This window comes from Clostridium sp. DL1XJH146, from assembly GCF_054819755.1.
Genome location: NZ_JBTVVN010000061.1, coordinates 1 through 15,906, shown reverse-complemented (window position 1 = coordinate 15,906; position 15,906 = coordinate 1). Strand labels below are relative to the sequence as shown.

The following is a 15,906-nucleotide window of genomic DNA, read 5'->3' as shown; positions in this document are numbered from 1 at the left end:
CTTAATTGCACACTGCAAATTGCAAATTGCACATTGTTTTTAATTTTCTTTTGAACTTAATTGTGCATTGTGCATTGTGCATTGTGCATTGAACTAAACGGGGGTCTTATGAATAATTTTAATACAGCTAAATATATAATAAATAAATTAACAGAAGAGTATGGTTACCAACTAGAAGAATTGTCTGCCAATGATTACGGTGAAAATTTTTGGGGAGTTGCTAAATTTGAAGAAGATAAAAAAATCCTATTAGTATTTTTAGGAGATAATGATTACAGTAAAATAGATGAAGATTCTTATAGAATAAGAGTTTTTGGAGATTTTGGCAAACTTCAATTTATTAAAGTTGTTTTTTCTGATGATGATAGATGGTTAAATGGAGTATATGAAGAAGAAAGTAGAGAAAGAGTTATTGTGATTAGTTCTAGAAATGAAAGAATTTATCATTATACTCGAGATGAAGAAATTCAGGCAATGCAGATAAATAATATTATGGATATGAAAAATAAAGAAAAAAATAAAAACACACGGACACTTAAAGCAGGTGCTATTGCTACAAATACTTTAATAGTAATAAATATATTGATGTTTATAGTAACGGCTTTTTTTTCTAGCAGTATTTTCAGTATAGATGCAAATGTTTTGGTTGTATTTGGTGCAAAGGTAAATTCACTAATTGAAAAAGGTCAGTACTATAGATTAATCACTGCAGCTTTTTTACATGGAGGAATTTTGCATTTGCTAGTTAATATGTATGCACTTAGAGCTTTGGGACCTTTAGTTGAAAGAGTCTATGGTAGAAATAAATTTATAGCTATTTATTTTGTTGCAGGAATAGTTGGTAATATATTCTCGTACTCATTCGTTCATAATAGTCTTTCAGTAGGGGCTTCAGGAGCAATATTTGGATTGCTAGGAGCAACACTAATATATGCCTATAAGATGAGGAGTAAGATTGGGACAGGTTTTGTATATAATATTATTTCAGTAATTATTTTGAATGTAGTTATAGGATTTACTCTTCCTAATATCGATACCTTTGGGCATTTAGGGGGATTTGTAGGAGGCACGCTTATTGCTTTGGCAATAGGGTTTAAAAATATTATTAAAAAGTAATAATTGTAGTGTGGAGTATCAGATGTGAATTTAAAGATGTTTTCTCTGGATAAAAACATTTAAGTAAATAAAAAACAAAGCTTCTCGTCGTATGATGAGAAGCTTTTAACATTGCAAATTAAAAGACTAAAAACTATAGTTTATGAAGCTTTTTTTCATAATATCTTGTAATTCCTCAGAATTAAGAGTTTCGGTTTCTAATAATTGTTCACTTATAGTTATTAGCTTATCTTTGTTTTCCATAAGTAATTTTTTAGTTTCATTATATAGTGAATTAGTTATTTCTTTACATTCATCAAGGATATCCTGCTGATGTCTTGGAGATAAATTTTCTAATACATCATCAGTGAGAAGTCCTAGGGATTTTCCCATGCCGTATTTTGTAACCATATTTTTAACGGTACTAGTTGTCCTACTTAGATCATTTGAGGCACCAGTTGTAATTTTGTTTTCTCCAAAAATAATTTCTTCGGCAGCTCTTCCGCCAAGTAGAACCATAATTCTATTTAACATATATTCTTTATTATGATAAAGTTTATCTTCAGGTATACTCATGGTATAACCACCAGCACCTTTTGTACTAGGAATTATAGTTACTTTTGATACTTTATCCTCAGGGATCTTTATTAAACTTATAAGAGCATGACCGGCTTCGTGGTATGCTGTTATTTTTCTGTCTATATCTTTAATATAAGATCTATCCTTTTTTTCATATCCAGCAACGACAATTGAAAAAGCTTTGTCTAAATGAGTATCTAATATGTTTTCACTGTTTTCTTTACAGGCTAAAATGGCTGCTTCATTTACTAAATGTTCAATTTTTGCACCAGAAAAGTAAGAAGTTTTTAGTGCCCACTCATGAAGGTCTTTAATTTTAAAAGGTTTATTTTCTATATGAAGAGCAAGTATTTTCTCACGAGCATGTACATCAGGTAAAGCTACTTCAATATGTCTATCGAATCTACCAGGTCTTAGTAAGGCAGAGTCTAGCATGTCTAATCTATTAGTAGCAGCGATTACTACAATTCCTTCTTTTTCGCCGAAACCAGACATTTCTGTTAATAGTGCGTTTAATGTTTGATCTCTTTCATCTGAACCACCAGTTTTTCCACCAGACCTTTTTTTACCAATAGCATCTATTTCATCAATAAATATTACTGCTTTTCCATGAGTTTTGGCTTTTTTAAACAATTGTCTTATTCTACTAGCGCCAATACCCACATAAACTTGTACGAAATCTGAACCTGAAACTGCATAGAAAGGAACTCCAGCTTCACCAGCTACTGCTTTTGCAAGCAAGGTTTTACCTGTTCCTGGTTCCCCGTATAGAATAATTCCTTTTGGCATCCTTGCCCCATAGCTAGAATATTTCTCGGGAAATTTAAGGAAGTCAACAATATCTTTTACACTTTCTTTTGCTTCTTCATTTCCGGCAACAGACTTAAAATCAAATGGAAGGTCTTGCACTGCATCTGCTTCAAGTGCTTCAAACGACTTTATTCTTTTAGCACCAAAATTAACATTTTTCACTGACATAATTATGATAAAAGCTATAGAACCACCTAATAAAATAATTGGTATTATTTGATAGGGTGAAATATATCCTTGTTCAAGAACATTAACACCTTGAAGAAGAACAGCTTCTTTGAAATCATCAACTCTTGGATTATCTGTTTCATAAATTTCTCCAGAAAGAGTTTTTACATTTATTTTAGATGCATTTGTATAATAAACAGATTGAATTTGATTATTTTCAAGTTGAACTACGAATTCGTTATAAGGTTTGTAGGTGATAGGTTTACCTAAAAATGAAAATGACACTAATGCGATTATTGCAATGATTGCAATAATTGTAGGTATCAATATTTTTTTATCTTTTAATTTGTTTTTCATAAAATCCCCCTATTATACTTATAGTTGATTATATTTTGAAATATTTTGAGAGTACTATTTTCTCGTTCTAGGAAAAAATTCCATAATATCCTTAAATTCGAACCATAAATGAATAAAATATTTAAATATGTAAATAATTTGAAGTAGAATATAAAAATAATATGCTCCATCAGTTTTTTTCTAACGCGACCACGGATATAATATATAATATTAAGAGTGACTTGTCCAACGATTTACATAAACATTACCAAAGTAATTGTTGGAAATTTTTATTTACAAAAAATTATTATGATTTATGGAAGATTTATTGTAAAATAATAGTACAAGTTATTACAAGAAAGAAACTATACACAGTGATCTATGAACTGTAAACTGTGAACTATAAATAAACAGGGGGAAATACTAATGAAGGTATCTAATGTTATAGTAAAATTATCTGAAAGTGATTTGTTGGGAATGATGGAGCAAGAAGTTAAGCAAGATGATCTAAAAATTGAATCTATAAAAATAGATAATTTTTTAAATGTGAAGGGGTTTATTAAGAAAAAAATAAAATTTGGATTTAAAGCTTCAATTGCTTTTATTGGGGCTAAGGATAATGTTCTTAGTTTAAAAATTCAAAAAATAAAAGTAGGTTTTTTACCGATACCTAATGCTTTGATTTCAGGTGTGTTATCAAAGGCTATTTCAAAAATGAATAATGTGGGATTAGCATATAAAGAAGGAAGTTTACAACTTGATTTCAACAAGTTATCTAGGCTCATACCGCAAATTGACTTTGAAATAAATGGTATATATTTATTTAATAATAATATGGAAGTTGAAATTTCAAAAATTGTATTGGATGAAAATAAAGAAATATTGACTATGGATGAGCTGAAAGAAAGAATTATTTCAGGAGAAGATATTACAAATCAGAAAAAAGAAGTTGCTTTACTATCATCGGATAATAGTGAAAATAATATAGATAGTATTGATAAGAATGTAGATAATAGAAGTAATAGTAATGATAGTAGTCAATACTATAAGATAAGAGAAAACATTGAAAATAAGACACCAAAAAAATTAGAAAAGGTTCTTAAATATGCTTTTGTCATACCGGATTTAATTGTATTACTATATAGATTATTGAAAGATGAAAGAGTTAATACTAAAACAAAAGCAAGTATAGTAGGCGTGATTGCTTATTTGGCTTTACCTTTTGACATTATACCTGATTCAATTCCAATAATTGGACAAATAGATGATATAGTAATAATTTTACCTGTAATTAAAAAGATATTTAATGAATTAGATAAAGAAATAATAGAGGATAATTGGCAAGGTGATTATGATATTATTGAAAAAGTTAAAGAAGTAAGTGCAATAGTTACTAGATTTATTGGAGAAAAAAAAGCTTTTCAAATTGCAGGGGCTATTATTTTATCAGGGAAAAAATATAGAAAGAAAAAAAGAAAGAAGAGAAATAAAGTTTAAATAAAAGACTGTGTTTTAAAGAGTTATTGATATGAATTTATATGAATAAAGAAGAGGGAGAAAGTATGGCAAAGAAATATTATGCTGTAAAGTATGGAGAACATCCATCAACAGGGAAAGTTATAAAAGATAAAATTTTAAGTACTTGGCCAGAATGCCAAAAGGTTGTTAAGGGAGTAAAAGGAGCTAAGTACAAAAGTTTTTCTACTATAAAAGAAGCAGAGGAATTTTTGAAATTAGGTAATATGGTTTTTGAAAAAGGAAAAGAAGAATATGATAAGGATGCAGTGCATGCCTACGTAGATGGAAGTTATATACACTCGGATTTGAAATATTCTTATGGTTTGGTCATAACATTGAATGGAATCGTTAAGTATGTAGAAAATGATGCTTTTATAGCAAATAGAGAGTCAAATGTAAGACAGGTAGCAGGAGAATTAAGAGGAGCTGTAAGAGCTTTAGAATATGCAAGGGATAATAATATAAATAAAATTATTATTTTTCATGATTATGTAGGAGTTGCAAATCACGTATTAGGAATTTGGCAAGCAAAAGAGCAATCATCAATAGAATATAAAGAAATAATGCAGCAATTAATGAAGGACAGTGGAGTGGAAGTACAGTTTGTGAAGGTTGATGCTCATACAGGAGATCTTTTTAATGAAATGGCTGATGAACTTGCAAAAGTTGCTGTGGGAAATAAAATTTCCGGACAAGTATCTAAAATACTTTCATCCACAAAGATAAAAGTACAAGATGAAGAAGTACTTATGGCATTAGATGATATTATTAATAGTAAAGCATTAGAAAATATTGAATTAGTACACAGTGAAGAGGGCACAGTTCACAGTTCACAGGGCACAGTTCACAGTTCACAGGGCACAGTTCACAGTGAAGAGGGTACAGTTCACAGTTTACAGTGCAAAGATTACAGTGGGCAGTGTACAATTGATGATTCACAGTCGGCAGTTAGTAGTTTAGATAACAAAGGAAATAGTGAATTGCTTGGTGGGGAAGATAAGGATGATAATCATCAAATTGATTTGATTATAAAAAAGATAGATTTCTTAAATAATGATAAGAAAAAATTAGAGAAATACTTAAAATCATTACTAAAAAAAGAACTTATTGAAGTGATACTTAAGAAAAACTAATGAATAATGCATTATGAACAATGCACAATGCACAATGCACAATGCACAATTTAGGATGATTTTGCTACGCAAAATCTTTGAATTAATTAAATATTTATAATTGATAATTATTATTTAAACTAATTTAATTAGCAAAAGTTTTATAATAAACAATAATCTAAAATTATAAAAAGTACTTTATCTTTTCAAAAAAAGTTATACATAAGAACTTCTCTTTTGAGCAAACTAATATTGATAGATTAAAATTAGAGAAGGGGTGTAAAATTTTATGAGTGGAAGATATATAAAAGGCATTACAGCAGGTGCAATGTTAGGAGCAGCAGCAGGAATGATGATGATTCCTAGAATGAAAAGATCCACTAGAAGAAGAATTATGCATGGTGGTAAAAGAGTTATAAATACTGCAGAAGATGTTTATGATGCTATGATGCATATGGTAAAATAATAATATAAATAAAATATTTTTAGTTGTTAGTAATTATTATATAAAGCTTCCCCAAAATTTGGGAGGCTTTTTTTTATACTATTTAATTGAAAGAACAAGTAATGTATAAATAAAATATAAAAAAGAAATAATATAGTTATTATGGATAGTTATGGATATTATTAAAGAAATTACGGAATTACTCACTTTATATGGAGAATATAGAATTTATTTTTGCAGTGTTATATCTAAATATGATATAATTAGATAAATTTAGTGATGAATTAAGTTTTATTAAATATACACTGAAGATTTGTTTATATTAAGCTTATTCATGATACGGATATATATTTTAAATTTCGGAATAGGATGTGTTATTAAATGGAAATATTATCTTTGGGAGAGAAAATAAAAAGAAGAAGAAAAGAATTGAATATGACTCTTAAAGACCTTGCTGGAGAAAGAATAACACCAGGACAAATAAGTCTTGTAGAATCAGGGAAATCTAATCCTAGCATGGATTTACTGGAATATTTAGCAGAAATTCTTAATGTTTCAATAGAATATGTTATGGAAACAGAAGAGAGCCAAGCAGAAAAAATATGTGGCTATTTTGAAAATATTGCGGAAACACACATAATGAGTAGAAACTATGATATGGCTGACCAATATATTGAAAGTTCAATTCATTACGCAGAAAAATACAACTTAGAGTATAAAAAAGCTAGAGCATATTATTTAAAGGGTAAGATCTCCTATTACCAAAAGGATTATGCCCAAGCACAACAACTATTTTTGGCTGGTAATGTAACTTTTATAAAATTAAATTATTTTCTTGATATTATAAGAACATATATAAGACTAGGAAGAATTACATTACATCTTAAAGCCTATCATTCAGCATGCACATATTTTAAACAAGCTGAAAAAGTTTACCTTGGTAATGAGATAGCTAATGATTTACTTTTAGGTCAAATTTATTATTATATTGCAACTACATACTTTAAACTTGATGATATTGATAAATCGGTTAACTATTCCTATTTGTCTAAAAAGAAATTTGAACAAGTGGGAAATAAGCGGGAATATTCTAAATCATTATTGCTATTAGCCGAGCAATATAGCAAACAGGGAGATCTTAATACTGCAATTAAGTTTTCAGAAAAATCATTAATGTTTGCAAAAGATATGAATGACTTGCAATACACAGCTGAGATTGAGAATAATTTGGGTAAATTGTTTTATGAATTCAATAATGTAGAGGAATCATTTGAACATTTAAATTCAGCTCGAAAAATAAGAAAAGAAACATCAGATGAAAAACTTATAGATACTCTTATTAGTCTTTGCGAAAACTATATAAAATTAAAAGATATTTCTAGTGCAACAGAAATCTTAGAAGAAATCCAATACGAAACACAGAAAACAGATAAGGCAAAAGCCATAAAATACTATCTACTAAAATTTAGAGTTAATATGTTAGAAAACAATATAATAGAAGCAGAATATACTCTAAAGCAAGGGTTAAAGTTTGCAGAAGAAAATGAACTATTAGTAGAAAAAGCAGAGATACTTATAAATATTGGTAAATTCTATATCGAAATTGGAAAAGAAAATGAAGCATCAAGTTATTTAAGCGAAGGTGTAGATTTGTTTAAAATCACTGGTATAATAAAAAACTATTAAACAAATGAATGGGAGATATTTATGGAAGTTTTATCAATTGGGGAGAAAATAAAACGAACTCGAATTTATAAGGGATTTACATTGAAAAACCTTTGTGGTAAAGACCTTTCAGTATCTAAGTTAAGTTGTATAGAAAATGGGAAAATACCAGCTGAGGATTGGGTTCTTAGGAGTTTAGCTGAAAAACTAGAAATTGACTATGATTATTTGCATAAAGAAATTGATGAGCAAATTGAAGAAAATATAGAAATACTTATTAATTCAAAGGATAGAAGTAACTTTTCAGAACAATTAGTTGAGTATATTGATATAGCAGAAGAAAATGGATATTATGAATTAGCCTTTACTCTTATACATGAGTTGTTTAACTTTTTGATTGAAAAAGATAGGCTCACTGATATTATTAGTTTATTAGGTAGATATTATGAAATAACAAGGAATACTAATTCAAAAGATAGATTAACATATTATTATGATGCCGCAAAATATTTTTGTAAAAATAATGAGTGTTCGCAAGGGCTTAATTATTTTAAAGCCATAAAGGACACGCTAATAAAGGATTATCCAGATGACACAGATTTACTTTTTGATGCTATGTTGGATGAATTGAAATGTTTATACTCAATTAATAATTATGAAGAAATTTATAGGAATTCGCCAAATTTACTAGAACTTGCAAATAGGTTAAATGATAAAAATAAATTAGGTGAAGCTTATCAATTATTAAGTGTAGCTTTTATAAAAAAGGATTTTACGGAGAGTAAAGAATATTTTAATAAAGCATTAGAGATTTATAATGATGATGATTTAAAAAAAGCAAACTTATACCATGATTATTCTTTGGAATTATTTTATAATGACAAAAGAGAAGAAGCTAAAAATTATATGAGAATAGGAATTGAGTTATTCCCTAGAAAGAAAGTTGTGGAGTACACTGAGTACTTAATTACTTTTATTGAAGTATTAAGTAAAAATGGTTGTTATGATGAAGTAGATACTTATATTGAAGAAGCATTAGATAATGCAATAGCTTCAGCTAAGGTGAGTTTGATGGAAAGGGCTTATTATTATAAAACTAAACTTCTAATAGCAAATGGGGATATGTCTTCAGCAGAGATGTATATGTTTCTTTCTTTTGATTTATTGAAAAAGTATGGCAATATTAAAGAGATATACGATAGGTATATTGATATGGGTGATATATACCATAAAATGGGCAATACTGAAGATTCTATTAAATACTTTACTCTAGCATTAAATATGAAGGATAAAATATAAAATATAGTAATAAAGCACATAATTAATATAAATTGTGTGCTTTATTTATATTGAAAAAAATTACATATAGGTATATAATAATTTTAATTAAATAATAATCATTAAAAGGAGGGTAAAATCATGAATGTTGAAAGAATGACTATGAGAGTTCAGAAATCATTGAATGATGCTAATGCTATAGCAATTAAAAATAAACATCAGCAAATAGATGTAATTCACTGGTTTGCTGCTCTAGTTGAAGATGAGGATGGACTGATTCCTAATATTTTTGAAAAAATGAAGGTAGATATTGTTTCATTAAGAAAAGAAGTGGAAAAACAATTAAATATGCTACCTAAAGTTCTAGGTGGAAGTGGTAGTACGTCAGGGGTATATGCTACAAGAAAACTCGAAGAAATTTTTATAAAAGCAGAAGAGTATGCAGATAGATTTAAAGATAGCTATGTTTCAGTAGAACATATAATGATAGCTATGATGGATATGGAAGCTTCGGGCAAAGTAGGAGAGATACTAAAAAAATATAATATAGATAAGAAAACATTTATGGAAAAACTAACGGATATAAGAGGTAACCAAAAAGTTGAGACCCAAGATCCAGAAGGAACTTATGAAGCTCTTTTAAAATACGGTAGAAATTTAGTTGAGGAAGCAAAAAAACATAAACTAGATCCTGTTATTGGAAGAGATGAAGAAATTAGAAGAGTTGTAAGAATACTATCTAGAAGAACAAAAAATAATCCGGTTTTAATTGGTGAGCCTGGGGTAGGTAAAACAGCTATAGTTGAAGGTTTAGCAGAGAGAATAATAAGAGGAGATATTCCAGAAGGATTAAAGGAAAAAATAATTTTTTCTCTAGATATGGGTGCACTTATTGCAGGAGCCAAATATAGGGGAGAGTTTGAAGAAAGATTAAAGGCAGTTTTAAAAGAAGTGCAACGGTCTGATGGTCAAATTATACTATTTATTGATGAAATTCACACTATAGTTGGAGCAGGAAAAACAGAAGGATCTATGGACGCTGGAAATCTCATAAAACCAATGCTAGCTAGGGGAGAACTTCACTGTATTGGAGCTACTACTTTTGACGAATATAGAAAGTATATTGAAAAAGATAAAGCTCTAGAGAGAAGATTCCAACCTGTTGTTATTGAGGAGCCTACAGTAGAGGATACTATATCTATACTAAGAGGGTTAAAAGAAAGATTTGAAATTCATCATGGTATAAGGATACACGATTCAGCTATAATTGCAGCAGCTAAACTTGCAGATAGATATATTAGTGATAGATTCTTACCAGATAAAGCTATAGATTTAATAGATGAAGCTGGGGCGTTAATTAGGACAGAAATAGATAGTTTGCCTGCAGAACTTGATGAGGTAAGGAGACGAGTATTTCAATTAGAAATTGAAAAGGAAGCTCTTCAAAAGGAAAAAGATAAAGCTTCTAAAGAAAGACTTAAAGTATTACAGGAAGAATTATCAAATCTATTAGAAAAAGATAAAGAAATGACAGTAAAATATGAAAATGAAAAAGATGATATTACGTCAATAAGAGAATTTAAAGAAGCTTTAGATCGGGAAAGAGGAAATTTAGAAAAAGCAGAAAGAGAATATGATCTTAACAAAGTAGCTGAATTAAAGTATGGAATAATTCCTGAAATAGAGCAAAAGATAAAAGAAAAAGGCGAAAAAATAAAGGAAAAAGGTGAAAATACTTTATTAAAAGAAGAAGTTACGGAAAGTGAAATATCCCAAGTTTTAGCAAAATGGACTGGTATTCCTGTGGCTAAGTTGTTAGAGGGAGAAAGAGAAAAGTTACTAAGATTAGAAGAAGAACTTCATACAAGAGTAATAGGACAAGATGAGGCTGTTATTTCGGTATCTAATGCAGTAATTAGAGCAAGGGCGGGACTTAAAGATATTAGAAGACCTATAGGTTCTTTTGTTTTCTTAGGGCCTACAGGGGTTGGTAAAACGGAACTTGCAAAAACCCTTTCTAAAACTTTGTTTGATTCAGAAGAAAATATTATAAGGATAGACATGTCTGAGTATATGGAAAAACATACAGTGTCTAGATTGGTGGGAGCGCCTCCAGGGTATGTAGGTTATGAGGAAGGTGGTCAGCTTACAGAGGCTGTAAGAAGAAAGCCATATAGTGTGATTTTATTTGATGAAATTGAAAAAGCTCATGATGATGTATTTAATATTTTTCTTCAAATATTAGATGATGGTAGATTAACTGATAACAAAGGAAAAGTTGTTGATTTTAAAAATACTATTATTATAATGACATCAAATATGGGAAGCGGGTTACTATTAGAAAATAAGAGCGATGATAAAGTTGACGATGATATAAAAATAAAAGTTTTAGATACTTTAAAAAGTAGATTTAAACCTGAATTCTTAAACAGAATTGATGACATTATAATGTTTAAGCCTCTTTCAGTATTAGAAATTGAAAAAATAATTGATATATTTTTAGATGAAATAAGAAAGAGACTAATGGATAAAAGAATAGAACTTGACGTTACTAAAAAAGCAAAAGAGCATATGGCAAGAGAAGGTTACGACCCAGTATATGGAGCAAGGCCCCTAAGAAGGTATATTCAAAACACTTTAGAAACTAATCTTGCAAAATTAATTATAAAAGGTGAAGTCTACGAGAACTGCAAAGTTATTGTGGATGAAAATGGTGGAAAACTTGTATTCCATGTGGAAAAAATTAGTCTCAGTTAAACTGAGGCTTTTTTCAATTTGCAATTAGCAATTTGCAATTAGCAATTAGCAATTAAGGATGATTTTGCTGCGCAAAATCTTAGAATTGATTGAATTAAAAATTCAAAAACAAGAATCATTAAAATTGATAAAAATAATGATTGCATGGCAAAAATTTTACCTTTTTGTTCTTAAATATAAAGAATCGAATATATCTAAAGAATGAAGATAAGTGTTATTTTTATGAAAAAATATCTAGTGTTAATAAATATGCAATTGGGAAGTAGAGATAAATTTGCTGCTCAGAATCTTTAATAATTGCTAATTGAAAATTGCAAATTGCAAATTGCACATTATGTTTTAAAAAAAAGGGTGATTTTATGAGTGAAGAAGATTTTTACACTTTTAGAGGTTACATGATGAAAGAATGGGAAGATATAACTCCTTCAATGGAAGATTATATTGAGATGATATATAGATTGTCACAAAAAAAAGGTTATACAAGGACTAAAGAATTATCAGAAAAATTAAATGTGCAGCCCCCGTCTGTCACAAAGATGATAAAAAGAATGGACGGTATGGTTATTGTAAATTATGAAAAATACGGGGTGATAACATTATCACAAAGAGGTAAAAACATTGGTAAAGCACTTCTTCATAGGCATATGATAATTGAAGAATTTCTAGGTGCAATAGCACCTACAGAAGATGTGTTTGAACAAACTGAAAAAATAGAACATTCAATAAGCGAGAAAACAATTTGGTATTTTGAGCAATTTCTTAAATATATTAAAGAAGACCCAGAGATAATAAATGAATTCCATAAAAAAATAGGGAAATAAAAGACGACATGTAAGACTGTTGTCTTTTATTAATTTACAATACTTTTTAAAACATAATTTGAAATGCTTTTTAAAACATAATTTGCAATGTTTTTTAAAACATAATTTGCAATTTGCAATGTGCAATTTGCAATTGTGGATGATTCTCTCTCTGCGGTCGAGAATCTTTTTATTTAAACTGTGGTTTAAATATTTTAAAACATAAAGAAATTGGAAATAAGGTGAAAGGATGTTGTAACAAGCATAATAAAATAAACATAATATAAACTAGTTGCTAAGTTAGTTAAAGTTATTAAAAAAGTTAGCTTAGTCTAAGAGTATAGTATGTATTAGCTTAAACTAATTATTATATTAATAGATATCAACAATATTCTAAAACAGAGGCTATATTAATATGGTATATGCATTGATAGGAAAGATTGGAGTTGTTAAGGACATGGAAAAACTAAGTGATAAAAAAATTGGTGACAAAGTAAAAGTCATATATTTGACAGCAACGGATTTTTTAAAAGAAAGAATGTTGGCGCTTGGGTTTACTGAAGGGGCTGTTATTGAAGTGATTAGAAAAGCTCCTTCAGGAGACCCAACGCTATATTATATAAGAGAAACAATGATAGCTTTAAGAAAAGAAGAAGCGGATAAGATATTAGTTATGGGAATAAAAAATAATTAGCAATCTATTTTAAATAATTAGCAATCTATTTTAAATAATTAGCAATCTATTTTAAATAATTAGCAATTTGCAATTTGCAATTTGCAATTAAGGATGATTTTGCTGCGCAAAATCTTAGAATTAATTAAATAATTAAAGATTTTCTGACCAAAGGGAAGAAAATCAACAATAATTGCAAATTGGACATTGCAAATTGCAAATTATGTTTTGTTTTGTTTTTGCCTTTGTTTTTGAACTTAATTGCAAATTGCAAATTGCACATTGCAAATTATATTTTGTTTTGTTTTTGCCTTTGTTTTTGAACTTAATTGCAAATTGAACATTGCAAATTGCAAATTATGTTTTAAAGGGGTTGATATAAGATGGGTCTTACCTATAAATCAACAGGTAAGGATAGTTTAAAAGAGATATTTACTATTGAAAAAAAGGAAGATGAGTTTATAGTTGCGCTTGCAGGGAATCCTAATACAGGTAAAAGTACTGTTTTCAATGCTTTAACTGGTCTTCATCAGCATACTGGGAACTGGCCGGGCAAGACAGTTTCAAATGCTAGAGGAAGATTTACTATGAGAGAAAAAGATTTTGTGGTAGTAGATTTACCAGGCACATATTCGCTATTTGCATCATCAGAGGAGGAAAAAGTTGCTAGAGACTTTCTTTGTTTTGGAAATGCTGATGCCGTAATTGTTGTAACAGATGCTACTTGTTTGGAAAGAAATTTAAATCTTGTATTTCAAATTATGGAAATGAAGAAAAACGTGATTTTGTGTATAAACTTAATAGATGAAGCTAATAAAAAAGGGATAATTATAGATAAACAAGGAATTAGTAAGGAATTAGGTATACCAGTAATAGAGACTGCTGCAAGAAGTGGGGAAGGTATAGATGAATTAAAAAAAATGGTTTATCATATATACACGAAAAAAGAAGAAATATCACCAAAAATATTTCAATATGAGGATAGAATTGAAGATAAAGCAAAGGAATTAAGTGGATTAATTGTGGATAACTATGGGAAAAATACATTAATTGTGAATAACCTTGCTGTTAGATGGCTTTCTTTGAGATTAATTGATGGAGAGATTGGATTTATTGAAGAGATTAAAAAAGAAATAAATGATGTTGATTGGGATAAAATAAATACTGTGTTGTCTAATGATAACGATAAAAAAAGCAACAGGGAAAAACAGAAAAAAATTGACAATGATAAAAAAATAATCCGTGAAGGGATTATGAATTGCATTTATAATAAAGCAGAGGCAATTAATAAAAAATATGTAAATAGGGGAAAGGGAAGTATAATAAAAAGAGATAAAAAAATAGATGACTATATTACCTCTAGAGTATTTGGTATTCCTATTATGATTTCAATATTAGCTCTAGTTTTATGGATAACATTAACAGGTGCTAATTATCCATCGCAAATGCTGGCAAATTTATTATTTAGTTTTGAAGATAAATTAATAGATATATTTAATTATTTAAGCGCACCAAAATGGCTTTCAGGAGTTCTAGTGCAAGGTTTGTATAGAACATTAGCATGGGTAATATCCGTAATGTTACCACCTATGGCAATATTTTTCCCTTTATTCACTTTGCTTGAAGATTTGGGATATCTGCCAAGAGTTGCTTTTAATTTAGATCATCTTTTTAAAAAAGCTTGTGCACATGGCAAACAATGCCTCACTATGTGTATGGGATTAGGATGTAATGCAGCAGGGGTTATAGGTTGTAGAATTATTGATTCACCAAGGGAAAGACTTGTCGCTATATTAACAAATAATTTTGTCCCTTGCAATGGACGTTTTCCAACCCTTATAGCTATAGCATCTGTATTTTTAGTTACAAAAAATATAGGCTTTTTTGGTGGCATATTGCCAGCTTTAGCTGTAACGGCCATGGTTGTAATAGGGATATTAATATCTTTGCTAGTATCATATATTTTATCTAAAACTTTGCTTAAAGGAGTGCCTTCAAGTTTTTCTTTGGAGTTACCACCCTATAGAAAACCTCAAGTAGGTAGAGTTATTTATACATCTCTTATAGATAGGACAATCTTTGTGCTTAACCGAGCAATTGTTATAGCGGCTCCAGCTGGTGCAATAACTTGGATTTTGGGGAATGTATATATTGGAGATTTTAGTATTATACAACATATGGCGAGTTTTTTTCAGCCCTTAGGGAATCTTATGGGATTGGACGGTTATATTTTATTAGCCTTTATACTTGGACTTCCTGCAAATGAAATAGTATTACCTATACTTTTGATGGCCTATCTTTCTACTGGAGCCATGGTAGATTTTGATAGTATAGAATCTTTAAGAGAGATATTGACAACTCATGGATGGACGTATTTAACAGCCCTAAATACAATGTTGTTTAGTCTGCTTCACTGGCCATGTGGTACAACAATTATTACCATAAAAAAAGAAACAGGAAGCCTAAAATGGACGATTATAGGGATATTGCTTCCTACGTCTATAGGGGTAGTAGTGTGTATGATCACGACCTTAATTTGGAAGATGGTTTTTTGAATATAATTGATAATGCACAAATACACAATGCACAATGTAGTGCGTCCAGCTAAGCTGGACCATACTAACTGATGAAAGTTCAGTCGAGGTAATTGCCAAGAAGCCTTGTAACTAA

General features: G+C 29.3%; 11 protein-coding genes. 10 read left to right on the top strand and 1 reads right to left on the bottom strand.

Annotation, left to right across the window (positions count from 1 at the left end; translation table 11 throughout):
* Window positions 1–108 precede the first annotated feature (108 nt).
* Window positions 109–1,116 (top strand): rhomboid family intramembrane serine protease, encoded by a 1,008-nt coding sequence (locus tag ACVHXK_RS17455; protein ID WP_461207689.1) that lies wholly within the window; start codon window positions 109–111, stop codon window positions 1,114–1,116.
* Window positions 1,117–1,242: 126 nt separating this feature from the next.
* On the opposite strand, the gene ACVHXK_RS17450 is transcribed toward ACVHXK_RS17455, so the two are convergent.
* Window positions 1,243–3,009, bottom strand: a complete 1,767-nt coding sequence (locus ACVHXK_RS17450; protein ID WP_461207688.1) for an ATP-dependent metallopeptidase FtsH/Yme1/Tma family protein — start codon at window positions 3,007–3,009, stop codon at window positions 1,243–1,245.
* 405 nt (window positions 3,010–3,414) lie between these two features.
* Between ACVHXK_RS17450 and ACVHXK_RS17445 the strand changes: the two genes are divergently transcribed.
* The 9 genes from ACVHXK_RS17445 to feoB all read left to right on the top strand — a co-directional run bounded on the left by ACVHXK_RS17445 (window position 3,415) and on the right by feoB (window position 15,791).
* Window positions 3,415–4,485: a YkvA family protein gene (locus ACVHXK_RS17445; protein WP_461207687.1), complete on the top strand. Its 1,071-nt coding sequence runs from the start codon at window positions 3,415–3,417 to the stop codon at window positions 4,483–4,485.
* A 65-nt stretch (window positions 4,486–4,550) separates the two neighbouring features.
* Window positions 4,551–5,639 (top strand): ribonuclease H1 domain-containing protein, encoded by a 1,089-nt coding sequence (locus ACVHXK_RS17440; RefSeq protein WP_461207686.1) that lies wholly within the window; start codon window positions 4,551–4,553, stop codon window positions 5,637–5,639.
* Between the two features lie 268 nt (window positions 5,640–5,907).
* Window positions 5,908–6,084, top strand: a complete 177-nt coding sequence (locus tag ACVHXK_RS17435; protein ID WP_461207685.1) for a YtxH domain-containing protein — start codon at window positions 5,908–5,910, stop codon at window positions 6,082–6,084.
* A gap of 360 nt (window positions 6,085–6,444) precedes the next feature.
* Entirely contained in the window at window positions 6,445–7,749 is a 1,305-nt protein-coding gene (locus tag ACVHXK_RS17430) for a helix-turn-helix domain-containing protein (RefSeq protein WP_461207684.1), read from the top strand.
* 21 nt (window positions 7,750–7,770) lie between these two features.
* A complete protein-coding gene (locus ACVHXK_RS17425) occupies window positions 7,771–9,027 on the top strand; it encodes a helix-turn-helix domain-containing protein (RefSeq protein ID WP_461207683.1) in 1,257 nt (418 codons plus the stop codon).
* Window positions 9,028–9,147: 120 nt separating this feature from the next.
* On the top strand, window positions 9,148–11,763 hold the full coding sequence (clpB, locus tag ACVHXK_RS17420) for an ATP-dependent chaperone ClpB (RefSeq protein WP_461207682.1): 2,616 nt from the start codon (window positions 9,148–9,150) through the stop codon (window positions 11,761–11,763).
* A gap of 359 nt (window positions 11,764–12,122) precedes the next feature.
* Entirely contained in the window at window positions 12,123–12,584 is a 462-nt protein-coding gene (locus tag ACVHXK_RS17415; protein ID WP_461207681.1) for a metal-dependent transcriptional regulator, read from the top strand.
* Between the two features lie 394 nt (window positions 12,585–12,978).
* The gene (locus ACVHXK_RS17410; RefSeq protein ID WP_461207680.1) at window positions 12,979–13,257 is read left to right on the top strand and encodes a FeoA family protein; all 279 of its coding nucleotides are present in this window, start codon (window positions 12,979–12,981) and stop codon (window positions 13,255–13,257) included.
* A gap of 362 nt (window positions 13,258–13,619) precedes the next feature.
* Window positions 13,620–15,791 carry a ferrous iron transport protein B gene (gene feoB, locus ACVHXK_RS17405; RefSeq protein WP_461207679.1) on the top strand — a complete coding sequence of 724 codons (2,172 nt, stop codon included), beginning with the start codon at window positions 13,620–13,622 and terminating at the stop codon, window positions 15,789–15,791.
* The last annotated feature ends 115 nt before the right edge of the window (window positions 15,792–15,906 follow it).